At 36.5% G+C, this 19,217-nt stretch carries 26 protein-coding genes; 2 read left to right on the top strand and 24 right to left on the bottom strand.

All coding sequences use genetic code 11. The annotated features are described in order from the left end of the window. Window positions 1-216 precede the first annotated feature (216 nt). Window positions 217-1,056: an RNA methyltransferase gene (locus tag ACOEN1_RS09215; protein WP_422486602.1), complete on the bottom strand. Its 840-nt coding sequence runs from the start codon at window positions 1,054-1,056 to the stop codon at window positions 217-219. A 198-nt stretch (window positions 1,057-1,254) separates the two neighbouring features. Between ACOEN1_RS09215 and ACOEN1_RS09210 the strand changes: the two genes are divergently transcribed. Then, a complete protein-coding gene (locus ACOEN1_RS09210) occupies window positions 1,255-1,803 on the top strand; it encodes a carboxypeptidase-like regulatory domain-containing protein (protein ID WP_422486601.1) in 549 nt (182 codons plus the stop codon). 274 nt (window positions 1,804-2,077) lie between these two features. On the opposite strand, the gene ACOEN1_RS09205 is transcribed toward ACOEN1_RS09210, so the two are convergent. From ACOEN1_RS09205 to ACOEN1_RS09125, 17 genes are all read right to left on the bottom strand, one after another. Then, window positions 2,078-2,638: a DUF3795 domain-containing protein gene (locus ACOEN1_RS09205; RefSeq protein WP_422486600.1), complete on the bottom strand. Its 561-nt coding sequence runs from the start codon at window positions 2,636-2,638 to the stop codon at window positions 2,078-2,080. 26 nt (window positions 2,639-2,664) lie between these two features. Then, complete coding sequence (locus tag ACOEN1_RS09200; protein WP_422486599.1) at window positions 2,665-3,177, bottom strand: DNA-deoxyinosine glycosylase; 513 nt, start codon at window positions 3,175-3,177, stop codon at window positions 2,665-2,667. An 80-nt stretch (window positions 3,178-3,257) separates the two neighbouring features. Next, complete coding sequence (locus ACOEN1_RS09195) at window positions 3,258-4,133, bottom strand: DUF6671 family protein (RefSeq protein ID WP_422486598.1); 876 nt, start codon at window positions 4,131-4,133, stop codon at window positions 3,258-3,260. Window positions 4,134-4,283: 150 nt separating this feature from the next. Continuing rightward, a complete protein-coding gene (locus ACOEN1_RS09190; protein WP_422486597.1) occupies window positions 4,284-4,976 on the bottom strand; it encodes a LysE family transporter in 693 nt (230 codons plus the stop codon). Between the two features lie 378 nt (window positions 4,977-5,354). Then, window positions 5,355-5,573, bottom strand: a complete 219-nt coding sequence (locus ACOEN1_RS09185) for a hypothetical protein (protein ID WP_422486596.1) — start codon at window positions 5,571-5,573, stop codon at window positions 5,355-5,357. A 66-nt stretch (window positions 5,574-5,639) separates the two neighbouring features. Next, window positions 5,640-6,401 (bottom strand): ribonuclease H family protein, encoded by a 762-nt coding sequence (locus ACOEN1_RS09180; protein WP_422486595.1) that lies wholly within the window; start codon window positions 6,399-6,401, stop codon window positions 5,640-5,642. A 58-nt stretch (window positions 6,402-6,459) separates the two neighbouring features. Beyond that, window positions 6,460-7,743, bottom strand: coding sequence for a kynureninase (gene kynU / locus ACOEN1_RS09175; protein WP_422486594.1), 1,284 nt, complete (start codon window positions 7,741-7,743; stop codon window positions 6,460-6,462). A gap of 16 nt (window positions 7,744-7,759) precedes the next feature. Further along, window positions 7,760-8,587 (bottom strand): alpha/beta fold hydrolase, encoded by an 828-nt coding sequence (locus ACOEN1_RS09170; protein WP_422486593.1) that lies wholly within the window; start codon window positions 8,585-8,587, stop codon window positions 7,760-7,762. Between the two features lie 13 nt (window positions 8,588-8,600). Next, window positions 8,601-8,921, bottom strand: a complete 321-nt coding sequence (locus ACOEN1_RS09165; RefSeq protein ID WP_422486592.1) for an AzlD domain-containing protein — start codon at window positions 8,919-8,921, stop codon at window positions 8,601-8,603. Continuing rightward, entirely contained in the window at window positions 8,914-9,621 is a 708-nt protein-coding gene (locus ACOEN1_RS09160) for an AzlC family ABC transporter permease (protein WP_422486591.1), read from the bottom strand. Before ACOEN1_RS09160 ends, ACOEN1_RS09165 begins: the two co-directional genes overlap by 8 nt. Before the next feature lie 128 nt (window positions 9,622-9,749). After that, window positions 9,750-10,427, bottom strand: a complete 678-nt coding sequence (locus ACOEN1_RS09155) for a metal-dependent hydrolase (protein WP_422486590.1) — start codon at window positions 10,425-10,427, stop codon at window positions 9,750-9,752. A 68-nt stretch (window positions 10,428-10,495) separates the two neighbouring features. Continuing rightward, the gene (locus ACOEN1_RS09150) at window positions 10,496-10,834 is read right to left on the bottom strand and encodes an arsenate reductase family protein (protein WP_422486589.1); all 339 of its coding nucleotides are present in this window, start codon (window positions 10,832-10,834) and stop codon (window positions 10,496-10,498) included. A gap of 15 nt (window positions 10,835-10,849) precedes the next feature. Further along, window positions 10,850-11,044 (bottom strand): YwbE family protein, encoded by a 195-nt coding sequence (locus ACOEN1_RS09145; protein WP_422486588.1) that lies wholly within the window; start codon window positions 11,042-11,044, stop codon window positions 10,850-10,852. Between the two features lie 6 nt (window positions 11,045-11,050). After that, complete coding sequence (locus ACOEN1_RS09140) at window positions 11,051-11,515, bottom strand: aminoacyl-tRNA deacylase (RefSeq protein WP_422486587.1); 465 nt, start codon at window positions 11,513-11,515, stop codon at window positions 11,051-11,053. A 79-nt stretch (window positions 11,516-11,594) separates the two neighbouring features. Continuing rightward, entirely contained in the window at window positions 11,595-12,056 is a 462-nt protein-coding gene (locus ACOEN1_RS09135) for a hypothetical protein (protein ID WP_422486586.1), read from the bottom strand. 4 nt (window positions 12,057-12,060) lie between these two features. After that, the gene (locus tag ACOEN1_RS09130; RefSeq protein ID WP_422486585.1) at window positions 12,061-12,573 is read right to left on the bottom strand and encodes a permease; all 513 of its coding nucleotides are present in this window, start codon (window positions 12,571-12,573) and stop codon (window positions 12,061-12,063) included. 202 nt (window positions 12,574-12,775) lie between these two features. After that, window positions 12,776-14,089, bottom strand: a complete 1,314-nt coding sequence (locus ACOEN1_RS09125) for a copper amine oxidase N-terminal domain-containing protein (RefSeq protein WP_422486584.1) — start codon at window positions 14,087-14,089, stop codon at window positions 12,776-12,778. A 278-nt stretch (window positions 14,090-14,367) separates the two neighbouring features. On the opposite strand from ACOEN1_RS09125, the gene ACOEN1_RS09120 reads away from it, so the two are divergent. Then, entirely contained in the window at window positions 14,368-14,568 is a 201-nt protein-coding gene (locus ACOEN1_RS09120; protein ID WP_422486583.1) for a dodecin family protein, read from the top strand. Between the two features lie 113 nt (window positions 14,569-14,681). Here the strand turns inward: ACOEN1_RS09120 and ACOEN1_RS09115 are convergent, their stop codons facing one another. From ACOEN1_RS09115 to ACOEN1_RS09090, 6 genes are all read right to left on the bottom strand, one after another. Continuing rightward, window positions 14,682-15,248 (bottom strand): DUF2703 domain-containing protein, encoded by a 567-nt coding sequence (locus ACOEN1_RS09115; protein ID WP_422486582.1) that lies wholly within the window; start codon window positions 15,246-15,248, stop codon window positions 14,682-14,684. A gap of 75 nt (window positions 15,249-15,323) precedes the next feature. Continuing rightward, window positions 15,324-15,899 (bottom strand): sigma-70 family RNA polymerase sigma factor, encoded by a 576-nt coding sequence (locus tag ACOEN1_RS09110; RefSeq protein WP_422486581.1) that lies wholly within the window; start codon window positions 15,897-15,899, stop codon window positions 15,324-15,326. A gap of 130 nt (window positions 15,900-16,029) precedes the next feature. Continuing rightward, a complete protein-coding gene (locus tag ACOEN1_RS09105) occupies window positions 16,030-16,569 on the bottom strand; it encodes a permease (protein ID WP_422486580.1) in 540 nt (179 codons plus the stop codon). Further along, a complete protein-coding gene (locus ACOEN1_RS09100) occupies window positions 16,566-17,048 on the bottom strand; it encodes a hypothetical protein (RefSeq protein ID WP_422486579.1) in 483 nt (160 codons plus the stop codon). Before ACOEN1_RS09100 ends, ACOEN1_RS09105 begins: the two co-directional genes overlap by 4 nt. Window positions 17,049-17,229: 181 nt before the next feature. Continuing rightward, window positions 17,230-18,423: a hypothetical protein gene (locus ACOEN1_RS09095; protein WP_422486578.1), complete on the bottom strand. Its 1,194-nt coding sequence runs from the start codon at window positions 18,421-18,423 to the stop codon at window positions 17,230-17,232. 34 nt (window positions 18,424-18,457) lie between these two features. Next, window positions 18,458-19,210, bottom strand: a complete 753-nt coding sequence (locus ACOEN1_RS09090; protein ID WP_422486577.1) for an ABC transporter ATP-binding protein — start codon at window positions 19,208-19,210, stop codon at window positions 18,458-18,460. Window positions 19,211-19,217: the final 7 nt, after the last annotated feature.

Genomic DNA, 19,217 nt, shown 5'->3' with positions numbered 1-19,217 from the left:
GGTTTTTTCCTCAAAATTAATCATACCATACGGAGCTCTATTCTCATTTATTTTTCCTACAGTTATTTTACACTAACTAAGAGTCATTATTTCAACCTTGATTAATCTATTACATTATCAGTTTAAGAAGCCAATAAAATAATTGAAGCATAACTCGTCAATAGCTTTATTGGCTTTATTATTCTATTGGATTTTTAAATTCTCTGGATATAACTTTTATAGATATCTTTGCCTTTTTATTTCATACAATACAATTGATGCTGCGCAGGAAACATTTAAGGATGATGCGACTCCATCAATTGGTATTTCAACCATCGCATCTGCTATCTCTTTGTAGTTTCTGCTTAATCCAACTGTTTCGTTACCCAAAAGTAGTATTGTAGGTCTTGTGAAATCGCATTTATTAACAGGATAATCTGCCTGTGCACTGGTTCCTATAATCTGGAAATCTACACCCTCCTTTTTCTGATCTTGTACCCATTCATAAAGCTCATTGTGTGAAGGCAATCTTAAAATAGGCAAACTAAAAAATGTACCTACAGATGAGACTATAGTCTCAGGATCATAAAGATCCACGGAATGGCCTGTCATAATTAATCCATCTGCTCCCAGCGAATCGGAGGACCTAATAAGCGTTCCCAGATTTCCTCTGTTTGATGGTCTGTCAATAACTACAATCAGTGGATTCTCTGAAAGTTTTATCCTTTCCATATTGTCAGACTTCATTTTCACAATAGCCAACAGTTCTGATGTATCTTCCTTTCCACTTAACTTATCCATCAATCCATCTGTCATCTGATAAAGTGAATCAGCCTTTACATTGTTTATTATTTCCAATGCCCAGCCCGACAACTCTCTTTCACCTGAATAGAGAAAAGAACTAATCTCCCAATTGTTTCTGATAGCTTCATTTATATTTCGAACTCCTTCCACAAAGAATTCTCCATGCTTGTGACGTTTGTTTCTGTTTCTTTTAATAACATCAACATATTGAAAATTATTGTCTTCTTTTGTCACTTCTATTACTTTTCTTCTAACCACTATGTTGTCCTCCATTTCTTTGACCTCTCGAGTTTTTTATTAATATATCTCTAATATACCATAACTGATTAATCCAAAAAAGAGTTGCCAATCACCCTTAGTTTCTTTGGCTTTAGTGTTATGCATTGTAAAAGTTGCGGTATAAAGTTATTAACCAACCTAATTATCCGAAAACAAGATAATTAGGTTGGTTAACGATGAAAAAGATAAAGGGTGTCGCAATATGCTGATATAAACGGTTTCGTTACTTTCACTTACACTACTTTAGCTTCAGATGACAACAAGCCTGCAACTATTAAGACAGCTGTGCAGGATGGAGGTGACTGGGTAGACAAGGTAACATTCATAATGGCTTCAAACAAAGCATCTCTGGTTACAGGTACTGTAATCAATCCTTTCAATGGAAATCCAGTGGAGGGTGCATCTGTTATACTTGAGGAGAGTAGCAGCTCGAAACATCACTTTTTTGATAGAGCTACAACTGTAGATGGTTCCTACTCTATAGCAATGCTACCTGGAAGCTATCTCATTAATTTTGATATCAATATTGGAGATGCTAATCCTTATGAAGGAGCATACTCTGGATCCCATACAGAATTGCGGAAAGATGGGACTATAAAACTACGATCTGAATTACAGCTTTCACAAGGTCAGACACATACATTCAATTCCCAAAGAGTTATCCTTACGGGAATTGCAAGCAACTTCCCGGCTGGAACAGAAATTTACTTCACTCCAATCGGTACACAAAAACATCATTAGCAAAAGTCGCTGCTAACGGAAGATTCCTACTTGCATTGGACCCTGGAAACTATGAGATAACTGCTTTCGATGGTACGATTTACAGATCTTCTGTAACATTTGAAACAGGGAAAGTAAACGACATAGGAACAATTACTCGGTAATGGCTCTCCATCAAAAGAGGATACCAGACATTCTGGCATCCTCTTTTGATGGGTATATGATCCAAACAAGACTATCTAAACCAAACGGCCTAAATCTAAAGTATTTTTGAAATGATAGTGCCCTGTTAATTTTACTTTGCTCCCGATGGTTTCTTTCTAAGTTTAAGTTCAACCCCTTCTTCAATAGCTAACCTATTTAGAAGTTCCACAGCCTTTTCTGATTTTTGTTTTAGATAGAAGCTATCCTTGGATTTATATTTCACTAGTTGTTCCATGATTGTTTCCAAATCTGCAATATCAAAGAGATTAACCGCAATACAAAAGAACGTCTTTCTTCTACCATCATTAAATTCAGAAAGTAGCAAATCGAGTATTTCTCGTTTCTTAAACAACTCTGTATTATATGCCTCGATTCCTATTATCTGTGCTCTCTCAAGGTCTCTAAGTTGTCGCTGATGAGTTATAAATGAATCATATTCTTCTGCTCCCTCGTAATGGCTACATGGAAATTCAGGACACAGGTAACAATACTCAATTCTTTCATGCTCCAAACTGCATTTAGCTATTGAACATGATTGGTTTCCCTCGCCTCCACCACATCCTGGACAATAAGCTCCAATCTTCATGGGACATAAGCTGCAATTTAGGCCACAAAGTGATAAAGTTAAATTTGATCTGGTGAAATTTTTCATTTCTGATCAATCCTTTTAATTGATATCTATATTGATTTTTCCAAATGATTTTTGATTTCTTTCCAAGCCTCAAATTTATCTTCATAGGTTTTATAGGTCCTTCCAGGTATTGGGCTGGTTGACGGCAACTTAATATAATCGAGTGATGGCTTAGGATCAAATCCTATCAATTTTTTATAGGTTTGGAAAGCTTTCGCTCCATTAAATACTACACTACCAATATTAGGGTAATTTTCCAATAGATTTATGATATCATTTGCTTTTTCATTTTTTATATTTGAATCAAGGCTTCCTTCTCTTTCACAGTTTTCGATTACATCCCACAATGCTATATTATGATTCAAAATAAATTCAACTTTGTTTTTGTAATCCTCTTCCATGGGTCTCTCGAACAATTCGAACATGATTTTCCAAAAATGGTTTCTCGGATTTCCATAGTATTCATCTTTTTCCAGTGACATCTTCCCGGGCATTGACCCAAGAATTAGTATTCTCGATTTCTTATCAATTATGGGCTTAAAAGATTGTAATTCTTTCACAAAATCTCTCCTCGATCATGATCCGTAAGTTTTCACATCTACAATCTTATCTCACAAATATATCCATCTTAAATGGCTATCTATGGGTTGCATCTGTGACAATTTGCTGAATCTGCTTTTTCGACTCCATCAGGGTATAGTTTATCTTCTGTATAACCGCATTTATTGCAACTATATTGATGTGATAGTATGGAATCAGTAGGTAATCCACACCAATCACATGGTAGGCCCTCTTTCATTTTGGTTACTTGAAATCCTGGGAAACTGCATTCAGGACATAAATTACGGATATTCTTAACAAGATCCCTGGTGGCAGCCTCAATGTTTTTCATTCTGGTTGGATTGTATAATGCTCTCATATCTGGTTCTATGGTAAACTTACCTTTTCTGGATTTTCTGATTGCCAAGTCAGCAGCTTTTTTAAGCTCGTCTTTTGATGTTATTCCTTTTATTATCAACGGGCTTCTTCTAAAAGACCTTTCCGCTTTTACAACCATTCCATGTTCCGGGAAACCAGAGGATATTGCAAAATCATAAGCTTCCTGGAAGCTTGACGCAACCATATGTCCATAGTTGGTGTCTGTTGTGGTTGAAGCTCCGCTGATTTCCAAATTATTATCCCTATCTATTAAAAGTACAATTTCTCGGTTAATTGGAACAAATGGTATGGAAGGATGAGATCCAAATGAACCTTCACTTGAGAATACCAATGTTTTGTTATATAGATCCATAGCTGCATTAGCCTTATATCTAGCAGATTCCAATTGATCTCCCATACGACTTATTTCACCTGTAAATGTCCCAAATTTATCCGAATTAAACCCGCTTGGAATAATGATGTCAATCTTTAATTCTTCTTCCAGAATCGGTGCCATAGCTTCTTCTTTTCTATGCATGGTTGCCAATAGTCCTTCTCTTCCATTGAAAATGGAAGCAACAATTTCATTTGCAGTCAACAGTAAAACTCCCTTCACACTATATAAAAAAGTAAATTATCAGATGTTGCTATATATATGAGTCGCTTCTATTGAAGTAATTTCTTCAAAAAGTTAAATTGGTTTTTATTCAATTAAGTCATATATATTTTACTATATTTTGGGTCTAAGTCATAGAGTTTTAATATCATCAGTTTCCTTCATTGATCTATCAACTTGTCTTTGCTTAAGGAAAGTTTTTAAGGCAAATCCAATAAGAAAGATTCCCACAATTGCATTTAAAATTCTTTGCAGATTAATGCTTACTACAGCTGATACAGCATCACCCACCAAGGCAACAAGGGTTGTAAATATTAGGGTTGATAGCACAGCACCCAGTCCAAACAGGTACAGACTTCTCTTGGAGAGCTTATCTTCAGAAATTTTTGCGGAAAATACACCTGCCCAGAACACAATGGTTAACGGACTGGATACTGTCAGTATCACGGTTTTCATAAATATATTCGATGTTCCTTCAGCGGATAGGCTGAAGGATGGCATAAATGAGATACCAAATGATCCCATTAGTGTACTTAATCCAAAGATTATCAGTACCAAAGGTCCCAAATATCCCAGTAGTCTCTTTGCACTGGCACTTCTATTGATTATCGCACCCAAACCTAATATGGCAGCTAAAACAAACACAGCGTCCACAAGAGTGACCCCCAAAACGCCCAGCATTGCATATGAGAAGCCTTGGGTGATTGATGTTTGTAGTATAAGTAAGAATATTGGACCAATGGCTAATTGAAGGATCATTCCAAATCTGAATCCACTTCCAATCATATTGTATATTAAATCCTGTTTTTTATCCGTTTTTAACATGGTTCATCCTCCAGATAATAAATAATTCAACCTTTTGATATATTGTACCAAAATCACTGAGCATATCAATATTTTCTTTCAATTATCGTTTTATATAGATCAAAAGCTGACTCAACATCAAGATGTCGAGTCAGCTATTTTGTATGAACAATAATTTATTTTGTTGTATCCTCTCTAGCACTACTCTTAATAAATGAAAAGATTTCTTCAAATGCCTGTTAAGTTTCAGTGATAAGCGGAGCGGTTTCTGGATAGCAGTGGAACATACCCATATTAACCCTACACAAATAATTCTATTACAAGTATAGCAAACTCAAACTGACTTAGTCTTTTAATAAGACTCCAGCTTGCTTTATGAATTATTATCTGTTTAATACACTAATCTTCAACCACTCTTACAACATCTCCACCACATTTACTGCATTTTCCTTTAATTATCAACCCCATATTACTGTTTTCTACAGTATAGTCTATTACTCTGACAGCACCTTTACAGTTTGCACAAAAAACATTGCAAAGGAGTTTTTCTCTTGTCGTTTTTGGTATCCTATTCCAATCCAGATTAATAATACTCATCTTTAACAAAACCTTTCTCAATACTTTACATGCCTTTCAAAACAATCGCAAAACAATCGGAACTGTTCATTTTGTAATTTGACTGTTCTAGGACTCACGCTTTATACGAGCCATAAAGTCACAATATTCATTTTCAAAGTGATTGTTGTGGGCTTTTACATATCCAAACTCAACTCGCCTGTTTTCACAAAGCAACTCAAGTTTCTTCCACATTTCAATATTCTTTGCCTTCGTTCCGTTTGCTGTATGCCAATCATTCAACTTCCAATGTATTATCCATTCCGTTATCCCCTTACGGACATACTGGGAATCAGTAATAATCCTTAAATCATCATCGTATACTTCCAATGCTTTTATTACTGCTTCAAGCTCTGCTGAGCTGGAATCCTGACAGTTACAGAAGAACTCACTGGATTCATAAACTCCATCAAGATTCTTCCTAAGCACACAAAAAGCACCCCTGCTTAGCACTTCATCATAACTCGCATCAGTATAAACCTCAGGTATACTGACCTTGTCTTTATCAGATATAACAAATATTCTACCCTTGTCCTTAACTATTATGTTTTCCCGATTCTTGAATTCGGTTATATCCTTTCCATCTATCAGCGAAAATTCAAGTTTGAATCCTTTATAAAAACTTTCCCTGCTCTTGTTGTGGAGTATCCCCCTAAACTGAAACTCATTCTTCATAAGGAATTCTGAAAGGTCATTTTCATCAAGGAATTTCAATGACTTGTCTGAAGTGTCAAAATCCAAATTGACAACACTGAATCCGTCATCAACCTTAAAGGCGTATATTGTCCCATTTTCACCAGTTATTTCAAGACTCATCTGTTTTATATCCATAATCAAAATCTCCTAAAGATTAGTTTTTTATATCATCTATACAGGTCTCTACCATCTATTACAGAACAGTAACTCTTTCCAACGAATATTTTTCATACTCTTTGTTATTAACAATATTCTCAAGAATACCTACCAGAATAAATACCTCCTCATAGGTATTGTAAAGGGCTATAGGTGCCAGTCTGATTACATTAGGCTCCCTGTAATCAGGTATTACCTTGTTATCCCTTAAAGCCAAGCTTATTCTGTAAGCTTCTTCATGCTCAAGGGCAACATGACCACCCCTACGGGAATCTTCCCTTGGATTGCCAACTGAATATCCATACTTAGTCAGCTTGTTATCTATCAAATACATTAGGTAAGCTGTTATGTGAAGTGACTTTTCTCTTATGCTTTTTATTCCAGCCTCATTGAATATATCTAGTGAACCATCGATTGGTGCCATTGAAAACAGGTTGTGTGTTCCCAGTAACCATCCATTGGCATCCCTGTCCTGGTCGAACTCATGACTCATTAGGAACTGGCTTTCATCCTTGCTTCCAAACCATCCCTTTAATCCTGCGGATTTCCCAAAGTGCTTTTTGTTGATATACATTCCTGCAGTTGCTCCAGGACCTCCATTTAGGTATTTGTAAGTACACCAAACTGCAAAATCCGGGTCAATACCTTTAAAATCATGTGGTACTGAGCCAATGGAATGAGCAAGATCCCACCCTATTAATATTCCTCTCTCATGAGCTTCTCTCGTAACCTTTTTCATGTCAAGCAGTTGCGAACTTCTATAAAGCACTGATGGAAGAAGTATAAGAGCTACATCATCCTTCATCTCAGCGATGATGTCTTCCTCTTGTATGGTTCGGCCATCTCTGCTATTTATCTCTATTAATGCATCCTCTACCTTGTACCCTTTAAGCTCTATGATGCTTTTTGTTGCATATATGTCTGAAGGGAAATTAAGTTCATCTACAATGATTTTATATCTTTCATTTGTGGGCTTGTAGAAAGTAGATAGTGCCTGATGAATATTTGTTGTTATGCTTCCCATGAAAATAATCTCTTCGTCATCTGCATTTATTAGATTCTTAAACTTTTTTGCCAGTTTCTTTGAATAATTGAAATATTGACCTTCATCAGCACCCCAGATTCTGATGGCTTCCTTCTTCCATACCTGGAACATTTTATCGAGAGCATCCTCAGCATCCCTTGAACTTAAGCCTAGAGAATTGCCATCCATGTAAATTTCATCCTCATTTACATAGAATCTCTGTCTCAGGTGACTTAGTTTGTCATGCTTGTCCAGAGACTTAGCGTATTCCAGTCCATCCTTGAAATCATAAATCATTGTTTTTCCTCCTTTATCAAAATGATGCTGCATTATTCTGCAAGAAAGCTATTAATACTTCATTAAAATTCTCCGCGTTGTCCATATGAGCTGTGTGGCCTGCTTCCTCTATTATTTCATATCTGCAGTTTGGCTGACGTTTGGCCCATTCAGGTGATTGCTCCTGATAAATCTTTCCATTTGCACCGTCAGAGTCACCATGTACCAGTAAAAACGGTACAGGAACCATATAGTTTTCGGGTATTCCACAATCAGTCCATAGTGCCTGGACTCCTGACATGATTATTCTTATGAAATCATTCTTTGGAATGTGGTCCATTGCATTTAATGCGTACTCATTCACTGATTCCTTGATTGATAAATCAGTCACAGTTCTCAGTCTAAAAGTTTCTACCCTCATCCTTTTTAGCATCTTTGGCATGATGTGATACATCATCCTATAAAACAACTTGGGTTTCATGCTTAGGTCTGTGCATCCTTCCAATGCAATGGCAAGAACTCTTTCAGGATATTTGTATGCAAACATTTGTACAACATAGCCTCCCAAGGAATGTCCTACCAATATAGCTTTATCAACCCCTAAATCATCAATTATTGCTTTTAGATCATTGGCCATGTTCTTTATTGAAACATCATTACCAATTGGCTTTGAACTCCCGTGTCCACGCATATCCCAAGTCACTACTCTGAAGCCTTTTTCTGTAAATGCTTTAGTTTGATCTTTAAAAGAATTATGATCAAGGGTGGCACCGTGTGAAAATACTATTACAGGATTATCCTCCAAACCCTCAACCCAGTATTTTATATTAGATCCCATTCTTTTCAGTGTTCTTGCTTCATTCAAATCCAACATCCCCTTAAATAAAAGTTATCAACCAGAATATACCCAAACCTATCGCAATTGTCAGCAGTAGATTTTTTGTTTTCCATGCTACAATGATTGCGACCAAACCAGCAACCAATCTTGGATTCTGCGGCGACATCCATAATACCTCATCTTTGATCAAGATTGCTGGAAATATTAATGCAGACAATACGGCAGGAGGAACAAACCGCATCGCACGAGGGATCCATTCAGGAAGCTTTAAATTTCCGTAGAGATATATAAACGAAAATCGAAAAAGGAAAGTCCCGATTCCAATGATAATTACTGTAATAGCAAGCTGTAAATTACTCACGACCCGATGACCTCCCTTCATTTGACATCATCAGTTCGCTGATGGTCCCGGCAGCAATTCCTGCTATTGCAGCAAGAACCAGCCCAATATTCATGGGAAGACTTGAGGCGATGACAGCCACAATTCCACTGGTAACTATCGCAATATACCCAGGCCAACCTGCCACACCCTTGAAGAGAATCGCTATAAATGTTAAGGGAATTCCAAAATCAAGTCCCAGTTCCGGAGGTATGATTGAACCCATCAGGTAGCCTGCAATAGTGTTTACCTGCCAAATTATCCAAAGTGTAAGGGAAGCTCCAAATAGGAAGCTCTTGTAGTCTTCCTCAGGATTGTTCAAAAAATGCACCGATGAAATAGCGTAACTCTGATCGGTCATGCTGTATGCAAGCAATGCCTTCCACTTCATTTTTATTCCCTGCAAATATGGAGCAATCGACAAGCTGTATATCATCATTCTGAGATTAATAATCAGTGCAGTATATATAATTACAAGCACATGGGCGTTGTTGCTTATCAGCTGTAGCACCGCAAGCTGTGAAGCACCGGCAAATATTCCTATACTCATAAGCAATGTCATTCCCAATGATAATCCCGTGTTTGCAGCAGTAATTCCGCTTATCAAAGCAAAAGGAATAATACCAATTATTAATGGAGTCACGGACTTGAATCCTCTTATTGCACTCTCTTTATTTATCATTACAATTTACCTTCTTTCAAAAAACAATAATACAATAATACTAGTCATTCTATCACAAACATTCCCCCTTATCCATGGAATTACAATTTGGCCGCAATAAAAGACCTGCTTACACTGCAGGTCTTTTATTAAAAAACATAGGACTCATCAATCTCAAGAATAACGGTATCACATCCCTTGTTCTTTTCCTTAAACTCATTTGGATCCGCCTCAATAACTGAAAATGTACCGAAATGCATTGGAATTACAGTTTTTGGTCTAACAAATTCTGCTGCGATCACAGCATCATCAATATCCATAGTATAATTTCCACCTATTGGAAGAAATGCCACATCAATATTTTCCGATTCCAATAGCTTCATTTCCATTGTCAATCCAGTATCTCCAGAATGGTAAACCTTCTTGTTATTGACCTCAATTAAGAATCCACCTGGATTGCCACCATACACCATTCCCTCTTTTGTCTTTATTCCAGAACCGTGAAGTGCCGGAGTCATCTTGACAGTACCAAAATCGAATTTAAATCTACCTCCAATATGCATTGCATGGATTCTAATTCCTTTGTCTGAAAGATAATCAGATATTTCTGCGTTTGTAATTACCAATGCATCGTTTGCTTTGGCTAGCTCGACAGAATCACCTATATGGTCCCCGTGTCCGTGCGTAATAAAAACATGAGTAAGATTCTTGATATCCCTCAGTTTAATCCTTGAAGATGGGTTACCTGAAATAAAAGGGTCGATTATGCCTTTGAATGTGCCCTCCTCCACTATTAACGCTGAGTGGCCTAGATAGGTCAGCTTCATACTAAATCACCTCTCCTTTATATTAGATATACCCAGACAAAAAAGTTAAATAGCCTATATGTTAGTTTTTATTCCCAGTCATTCCATATTTCTGGTTTATAACCCACAGTTGCCTGCTTGCCATTCCTAACTATTGGAGTATTTAATAGTTTTGGGTTTTTCAAAACTATCTCTTCCCGGATACTGTTTCCTCTAATACGGTGAAGATTCAATTTTTCATAATCTTTGGAATTGGAATTTATAAGGTTATTTAAACCAACTGAAGCTTTTACACTTTCAAATTCGCCTTTACTTAACCCATACCTATACAAATCCTTATACTGGAACTCAATATTTCTTTCTTTGAAGTATCGCTCAGCCTTTTTTGTATCAAAACATTTATTGGCACCATAAATCTGAATATTCATCATTTCACCCACTAACTATTCGATTATTTCTTTTACCCTTCCTACAATCCCATCCTCCAGCATTACCTTGATCCCGTGAGGATGGTTGGTTGACTTGGTTAAAATCTTTTCAACTACCCCTTCTGTTAGCTTTCCGGATCTCTGATCTTGCTTCTGTACAACTCTAACTTGTGAACCAATTTTTAAATTTCCTCTCAAATTTCCATTCATAATAGATTACTTCCTCACTCTCAAAATTATACCATCATTGATTTCTGACAACTCCTGACTCTTTATCCGTACTAGGGAATACTCTGAACCTCCACCTGAGTATACATATTCCTTTTCCATTACCTTTGGATCGACAATAAAAGTAGCATTATAGCCAAAGGACGGAACTCCACCACAAGGGAAACCTGTCTTTTCCAGTATTTCATTTTCCGTGGCAGTCCTTGGCCTTTCAATCTTTAAAGCCTTGCCGACTCTGGATGTACTAACCCTATCTTCTCCTTTTACTATGGCTACAATCAAATCGCCTTCATCATTAACCATACAGATATTCTTTACAAGATCATCCGGAGTTGCTCCTGCTGCATCAGCTGCTTCCTGTACAGAGTGACATGTCTGTTCGAAGTGAAGGTGCTCTGCATCAACCCCCTTATCCACCATGTACATCTTTAACTTCTCTTCATACTCTATCATAATCTTCCTCCTCTCCAAATACTAGGAACGGTTTGGTGTTTTTTGCTTTTCCTACAGTTATTCTACACTGTCAAGTGCTCTAATAAACAACTATTTCTAGAACAAATGCTATTAATCCGGCTAAAAGACTAAACGGAATACTATACAGTAATTTCTTATAAAAAAATTCAACCCCAACAAAAGCAGTTTCATAAGGCATTTTACCTAGACCTAATAGAGTCCAACCAGTAATCATTGAAATTATCGTTCCCAGTCCTGCCCCAGATGCTGTTATTGAAGACACTATTGGAAAAAATGCATATGGTCCTACAGCAAGTAGCATCCCTCCAAAAGTTCCCAACACTACTCCTTTTAATCCTGCTTCCCTGGATAGCCAACCCTGAACAAATTCTCCTGGTATAAGCACTTCAATAAATCCAGCAAGTATAAATGCTCCCACTATTACCATGGCTGTTTTAATGAACTGTGTAAGACCCAATTTCAATCCTTCAAATTGCTTCTTGGTTTTTTTGCTGTTTATCACAAAAAGTACAATAGCCAAAATACTAAGGATTAATGTTGTTTGAGCCATTTCTCCACCTTCTTTCAAAGTATAAACCTACAATAATTGGTATGGGAAGGGTAATCAAATTTCTTATGATCGCAATATCTAGACTTACAAGACTTATTTCCATTGGCAACCTTGCAAAATCATAAACCTGTTTTCCAAATATAAACGAAATGAAAATATGAAATGGTAAGTTCTTGTCCTTTAAGCTCACAATAAAAGGATAGTAGATATAGGGTCCGCCTGGAAAGAGTCCGCCAGCTATAGCGCTTACTACGATGGATTTGATGCCACTGAATTTCTCCAACCAGTTTTCTATTGCCTCCTTGGTTAGCAAAACATTCAATTGTCCTATTATGATGAACGATGCTAGAATCATCAAGAAGGAATTAAGCGCTGTACCAAGTGATAACTCTAAGCCTTTTAGGACAAGGCTGCTACCTCCAATAAAGTACGCTACAAGCATTAGAATAATTGATGCCGAATATACAATAGTCAATGATTGTTTCATTCCCTCACTCCTGACATGGATATAGCTCTTAAATTATAAGCTCACCTTGATTTTATCATTCATCTGTTTAAATTAAAACATATTGTCCCCTATGCTTTACATTAACCCCATATCAAAAGACAGTTTGCAAACATCTGCAAACTGTCTTTGATTAATTTATCTTTAATTCACAGGAACATCCTATTCTCTCTGTTGATTAGTTCTAGTCTTCAAAAAGAGGGTTGGATCCTTCCTGAGTCTCACCTTCATATAAAGGATTCCCATTTTCTATTGTTATCTCCTGTGTTTCATTGTTCCAAGCAACTTCAAAACCAAGTGTCTCACTTATAAATCTAACCGGGACCACTGTTCTTGAATTAATGATAAATGGTCTAATAGAAGGATCATCATCCAGCATAACCTCTTCGCCGTTAATCCTTGCTGTATTATTCCCAATCCATAGTTCAAGGATATTGTCTCCAAGTTTGTATTCTACTTTTCTTTCTTCACCATTCCAGTCAATTTCTGCTCCAAGCTCTTCCCCAATAAATCTAAATGGTACCATTGTCCTATTGTTTTGGATAAAGGGAGGAACTTCCAGTACTTTCCGAACATTTCCTGTGATGACATCTTCATTTCCAATCTTAATAATAATCCTATTGCCTCCATTATTATCATCTGGATTTGCTACTCCAGGTACTACATCGTCCAGCCCGTCATCATCACAGTCCAGATCACCACCTATTCCAAGTGGTATAAAGAATTCATCCTTTAGATACTGTTTAGTTGAACTATCATCATCCTGGAAGTAAAAAGCCAAGCCTTTGTCGTTTAACTCACACGAATTTAACGTTTCTGAGGATTTGAACTGTTCTTGAATAGAATCTGCAAATATCATAGCTAATACAACATCTGCATTGCGATTCCCTAGGGTAAAGTTCATTTCTTCAATTTCCAGATTTTCCAATAGAGTAATGTTACTAGTTTCTATAGGAATTCTTATCTCCAATCTTTCAGCAGCATCAAGCAAACCATCGTCATCACTATCTGGATCATTATCGCCTATATAGACCGCTGTACTAGGCTTATTTGATCTTGAGCTATTGTAGTCCTGTGCTTTTGTTTGATATTCATCTGCATCATTATCGATGTCATCTTCCGCAGATCTAGAACTGTATTTATTGGACCTTGAGCTGTTGTAATCCTGTGCATATGAAACAAGTTGAAATACCATTTCCGCTTCAGATGCCTCCAGATTAGCATTCAAAAAGTTTGCTAGTAATTCCTGAACTGACAACCAGGATTGTCTTGTTTCATCCTCCAACAAAGACTTCGTATTTCTTAGATTTTCCTGGAATCCGTCAGAGACTCCGATATTCATCTTTTCTCTGTAATTTTCCATTTCCATTTCAGCTTCTCTTATGATTTCTGCTTTTTCTTCTGTCCACCAATCATCTGTTGCCCCCAAAACTGGTGATACGTTCATAGTTAAAACCATTATAAAAGAAATAAATATACTAATTATTTGTTTATTCATATTAAGCTCCTTTCAGTCTAGTATCAAATGTCTACCCAAACACATTTTCTAAATGATAATTATTATCTATATACCCTGTGACAAGTCAGGGTAACATGTTAATCTGATAAGCAGAAGTTGTATTAAAAGCTTAGCTGAAAGTATATTAGTAAATATAGGTTCCTAAAGATTTTAATTTCACTTCTTATAAATAGGCACTAGTTTTATTTTAAGACTATCTGGGTAGTAGAATAACAAGAGGTTAATTTGTTTAGGAGCCTAAAAAGGAGGAATTGGAAATGTCAGTTGTTAAGGTTGTTGAGATTCTGGCTGAATCCACCGAAGGTTGGGAGGACGCTACTCAGAAAGCTGTAATGCAGACTTCAAAGACAGTAAAGAACATTACATCTGTTTACGTAAAAGATTTCCAGGGTATTGTTGAAGATAACAAAATCGTAAAATATCGTGTAAATGTAAAGATTTCTTTTATAGTAGACTAAGATTTAAATCGTTAAAAACAAGAAGATTGACCAAAGCTTGAAAGCTTTGGTCAATCTTCTTTATCTTACATAGTATCTTTACAACAAGGCATAAATTCACCAACAACAATGCTCTAAATATGATTGTCCTTACTTCTCATAATTTCATAAAATCGCTTCAAGTTTTCCGGCATGATGTATTCTCGCTTTGCTTCCCTTTTCTCATTACTTCCATATACTTCTTTCAAAATAGCCTCTGTGATCATTGCCTTAGGAGGAACGGTGTATTCCTGACCTTGGTAAACCCAAACACGACAATCAACATCATCACCGCATAGATCTCCACAAGATTCACAAAGACTCTCTTTTACCTCCATTTGAATATCACTGCCATTTACACGAATAGTGGGAGAGCTTAAAAAGTGGTACTCATTTGCTAGTTCCTCGCTTATAACATGCACTTTATTCACAACTACTTCTACACCAGTTGCTTCAAGTACCTTGGCAACATCATCCAAAGCATTGTCAAGGCTTACATCCGTTCCTTGGCATCTTGTACACACACTTAAATCGAGATATAATAAATCAATTACCATACTTCTTTCATTATTCTCTTTCTCTTTTGATGTATCACAACAATCTGTACCACATGTGCAGCCAACTGCATCCTTATCTTCCCACTCCATTTTCAAAGTTTTCATTTGAATACCTCCATTAAATAATATATTTTTTGCGTCTACACTATTAGACGGAGATATCATCAAAAAGACCCACGTTTACAAACAATTTATACAAGAAAATTCTTCGTTTGTGACATTCTTATTAATCAACTCAATAATGTTTCCTTGTTTATCGGATTTAACTTCACAACAATTGAGCATTGTCTCTCTTAACTTTTTCCGTGCTCTCTGCACTCTATTCTTAGTTCCTGAATAGCTCAATCCCAATTTTTCTCCCAATACATTTTGTTGAACTCCATTATAGTCGCATTCAATTATCGCTACTTTATATGATTCCGGTAAAAATTGAATCATTTTTAGAAGGCAGGATGCAGCTTCGAAATTAAAGTTATCAAGCTCATTTGTATAGAAGTCCTTAGTTTTTACGGTATCAATATCATCCATATAAGTAAATCTGTCATTAGTCCTGTAGTAGTCAATTATTTTATTACTTGCTATGGTGTATAACCAAGCTTCAACATTCCTGACATTTATAATTTTTCTCTCATTTTTGACTACACACAAATAGATTTCCTGAAATATATCCTCAGCTTTATATTCATCTGACACTTTTCTTCTAATATAGCTTTTTAGTTTTTCATTATACATATTCCATAATTCTTCGGAATTCAATTGAAACACCTTCCTCTTATCTCTACTAAGTGCCTAACTAATCCTACTTCCTCGATTAAACTGGCCACCTTTATAAACACACACTTTCATTACCTTTGTTGAGTTCAATCGAATCAGGCAACTATTAAAATTAATCAGCAATTCGTTCTGCCATTCTATATATTTCATCCACTTCATCCTTTGAAACCAATGAATTAAGAATATGAGCTATGATAATTATCCCAGGTATATTAACAAAAAGTCTTGTCAAAGCAAATGGTGCTCCCAAAGAGGATATCTCAAAAAGGAACATGGGTATTTTAGTTGTTGACCAGGCTCCTATGAAAATAAGGATATTGCTGAATTTTACACCTTTCTTCATAAATACTGCTGCAACCGGAAAGGCTCCGTATAATGGCCCTGCCGCTGCAGAACCTATGAAAAATGCCAGTAGAATTCCCTTTATTCCAGAGTCTTCTCCCATATACTTTACCATTGTATCTTTGGGTACCCATGTGTCAAGCAAGCCTAGCAATACAAATATCGGAGGAATTATCAGGATCATTTCCTTTAAAGTCATCATTGTAGTGCCAATTGCCCTTGTACCCAGATCCTTATCAACAATATTTATAGCTCCCACTGCCATTATTGCAAGTAAAAACCATTTATATCTTATTATTAGTTTTATCACACTAAACTCACCACCAGACTTATAGCATAAGCTACAATAAATGAAAATACATAGGCCATAGCATTTCTGTAAAGAGTAATCTTAGCACCAAAATATTTTACTTCGATAGGCATTGTAACAATTCCAACCATCATTAGAGTAGATACAAAAGCACCAATCTGCATATAACCTGCTCCGCCCTTTATTAAAAGGTCAGCAGTAGGAAAAGCAACAAATCCCGGTATAAGTGTAACTGACCCTATAACTGAAGCCAAAACAATACCAAACCAGCCTGAGTCATCACCTATTACCTTAATAATAAGCTCCTGATCTAGGATTGCCATCATAAGGCCAACCATGATTATTACCACAAGAAATTCTGGTAAAATCTTTTCAAATGCCTTCCACGCCTTTATCAATGATTTTATTGTCTTGGTCTTATCCTTTGAATATGAATAAATCAAGAATCCAAATGTCCCTAAATAAAGCAACCAATCCATTCCAAACCTCTTTTCAATACAGTATAACCCTTCATTCTGTAACAGATGTAAGAGTATAGTGTCTACAAAATATTATGAATGCTCGTATGCGTATATGTGTATGTGACTATACGTAAATATTATTCCTATGTTTATATTCTGTCAAGGTGTATTTTGTTTTGGTACATGTCTATTCCTTATCCTATGATAAATAAGGACGATCAAAACGTTTTTCATATGCATTATTTGTTTTAAGCTGATGGTCCCAGAAAAGATTTAGCAATCTCTTACTAAGTAGGTTAAAGAGAATCTGCATACCCTTGCCATATCTAATTGGCTTAGCCAATTGAAAAATATCTATTTTGCTGAATTCTCCTTCATAGACCAGGTTCTCAATCGTATTTGCCAATGGCTTGATCATTTTATCTTGAGCTGTAGCTGGCCTCATTTGCAAGCCTTCCATCCCACCCTTAATGGCTGTACCAAGATATTTTCTTCCTAACCTTACCGCCAATTGTTCGAAATATGCTTCAAGGTAGCTTGACTGGCTGCTTTCAGGGAATCCTGATTGTACAAAAAAGCTTATGCTTCCTTCTGAAGCTTCAAGCTTCTCGATAAAACCCATTACATGGGAAGGCATCGCATGGACATATAAGGGCATGAATAGCATAACATGTTTTTCACTCTTAAAAGATTTTGACCACTCTTCCCATTTTTCCCTTTTCTTCAAATCTCGTATCTCAACCTTATCTCCAAGGGCTTCAACAACTTTTTCCAGAATAAGTGTAGAATTACTGCCACTAATTCTGGGAGAACCGTTATAGATCACCAGCTTTTCAATAGATTCTGTTGATCCAAAAGCCACAGCATGGTTTTTAGCACTTCTTGAATCCAGTGGGATTAATTGACTATTCCCTTTTTCAACTATACGATATGCCTTGGACTTAAAATGATATGCAGTACGGTACAAATAATCCTCAATAACTTGCTCTTCTTGGTCTGTTAACCCTTCAGTATCATAGTAGAATACCAAATCAGGATAATTCTCATATCTTTCGACATGATGACATTCACCATCTACCAGTTCTATGTATGGATGGTGATGGGGAATTGTTCTGTCTAGAAAAGCTTTTGCTCGATGATTGAGAAATCCTTGAGCTGTATCCATCAGTAAAATTACAGTATCACTATTTACATAGTCAACATATGATTCAGCCATTTCATCCTTCATGACACACATGCCAGGGGTCTTAAGCCAACAGTTCCAGCAACCTATGCATGATTTTATGGATTGTTCTTCTAATCTAACTATCTTTAAAGGTTCATCATATAGATTTTGGATAGTTTCATTAAGCCCAACGTTTTGTTTATCTCCTAGATCAAACAAAGTTTTCATCTCTTCTCTCCCCTAGTTTGCTTAATAGTTTGTATTAGAAACCCTTCTTTTCCAACCACTCATATAGGGTTTTTTCTCGGTATGATGTTTTCTCTTCATCTCCATCGTATTTTCCCAATGGCAATTTATCCTGAATATTGCCATCCATAAGAAAGATTACTCTGTCAGCCCGAGCTGCCACCTTCACATCGTGGGTTACGATTATTACTGTTGTTCCGTCTAGATTGATATCATTAATGATATCCAATACTCCTCTTGATGTGCTGCTGTTTAGGGCACCAGTCGGTTCGTCCCCAAATAGAATATCTGGCTGGTTGATCAATGCCCGGCATATGGCTGCCCGTTGCAACTGACCTCCTGAAACTTTTTTTATATCATTTCCAGCTATGCTATCAATGCCCGTTTTTAGCATAAGTGCATCGGCATTTTTATTTACCTGCTCTCTTGAGATCTTCCCAAGCTTAAATCCTGGAAGTATAATATTGTCCCTGATAGATAAATTTTTTAGAAGAAATGAGTGTTGAAAAACAAATCCGACTTGTTCCAGTCTTACTGCGCTCATTTCTACATCGTCCAGCTTTGAAATATCTTTCCCACAAATTAGAATATTACCTGAAGTAGGTCTATCCATTCCACTGATACTATAAAGTAATGTTGATTTCCCAGAACCAGACTGCCCCATGATTGCTATGAACTCACCTTCTCCTACCTCAAAATTTATATCGTTCAATACCTGTGTACCTTCATAGCTTTTGTATAAATTCTCTACCTTCAGTATTGTTTCCATATTGCAC

The sequence above is a fragment of the Gudongella sp. DL1XJH-153 genome, assembly GCF_049310905.1.
In the GTDB taxonomy this organism is placed as follows: Bacteria; Bacillota; Clostridia; order Tissierellales; family Tissierellaceae; genus Gudongella.
This window is presented reverse-complemented; position numbering and strand designations above follow the sequence as displayed.

What these genes read in the sequence shown, in the direction of transcription:
- ACOEN1_RS09215 (WP_422486602.1), bottom strand. Translation starts at nt 1,056, where the DNA reads ATGGAGGACAACATAGTGGTTAGAAGAAAAGTAATAGAAGTGACAAAA.
- ACOEN1_RS09205 (WP_422486600.1), bottom strand. Translation starts at nt 2,638, where the DNA reads ATGAAAAATTTCACCAGATCAAATTTAACTTTATCACTTTGTGGCCTA.
- ACOEN1_RS09190 (WP_422486597.1), bottom strand. Translation starts at nt 4,976, where the DNA reads ATGTTAAAAACGGATAAAAAACAGGATTTAATATACAATATGATTGGA.
- ACOEN1_RS09180 (WP_422486595.1), bottom strand. Translation starts at nt 6,401, where the DNA reads ATGGATATAAAACAGATGAGTCTTGAAATAACTGGTGAAAATGGGACA.
- kynU (WP_422486594.1), bottom strand. Translation starts at nt 7,743, where the DNA reads ATGATTTATGATTTCAAGGATGGACTGGAATACGCTAAGTCTCTGGAC.
- ACOEN1_RS09160 (WP_422486591.1), bottom strand. Translation starts at nt 9,621, where the DNA reads ATGATAAATAAAGAGAGTGCAATAAGAGGATTCAAGTCCGTGACTCCA.
- ACOEN1_RS09155 (WP_422486590.1), bottom strand. Translation starts at nt 10,427, where the DNA reads ATGAAGCTGACCTATCTAGGCCACTCAGCGTTAATAGTGGAGGAGGGC.
- ACOEN1_RS09150 (WP_422486589.1), bottom strand. Translation starts at nt 10,834, where the DNA reads ATGAATATTCAGATTTATGGTGCCAATAAATGTTTTGATACAAAAAAG.
- ACOEN1_RS09145 (WP_422486588.1), bottom strand. Translation starts at nt 11,044, where the DNA reads ATGAATGGAAATTTGAGAGGAAATTTAAAAATTGGTTCACAAGTTAGA.
- ACOEN1_RS09140 (WP_422486587.1), bottom strand. Translation starts at nt 11,515, where the DNA reads ATGATAGAGTATGAAGAGAAGTTAAAGATGTACATGGTGGATAAGGGG.
- ACOEN1_RS09130 (WP_422486585.1), bottom strand. Translation starts at nt 12,573, where the DNA reads ATGAAACAATCATTGACTATTGTATATTCGGCATCAATTATTCTAATG.
- ACOEN1_RS09125 (WP_422486584.1), bottom strand. Translation starts at nt 14,089, where the DNA reads ATGAATAAACAAATAATTAGTATATTTATTTCTTTTATAATGGTTTTA.
- ACOEN1_RS09120 (WP_422486583.1), top strand. Translation starts at nt 14,368, where the DNA reads ATGTCAGTTGTTAAGGTTGTTGAGATTCTGGCTGAATCCACCGAAGGT.
- ACOEN1_RS09115 (WP_422486582.1), bottom strand. Translation starts at nt 15,248, where the DNA reads ATGAAAACTTTGAAAATGGAGTGGGAAGATAAGGATGCAGTTGGCTGC.
- ACOEN1_RS09100 (WP_422486579.1), bottom strand. Translation starts at nt 17,048, where the DNA reads ATGGATTGGTTGCTTTATTTAGGGACATTTGGATTCTTGATTTATTCA.
- ACOEN1_RS09095 (WP_422486578.1), bottom strand. Translation starts at nt 18,423, where the DNA reads ATGAAAACTTTGTTTGATCTAGGAGATAAACAAAACGTTGGGCTTAAT.
- ACOEN1_RS09090 (WP_422486577.1), bottom strand. Translation starts at nt 19,210, where the DNA reads ATGGAAACAATACTGAAGGTAGAGAATTTATACAAAAGCTATGAAGGT.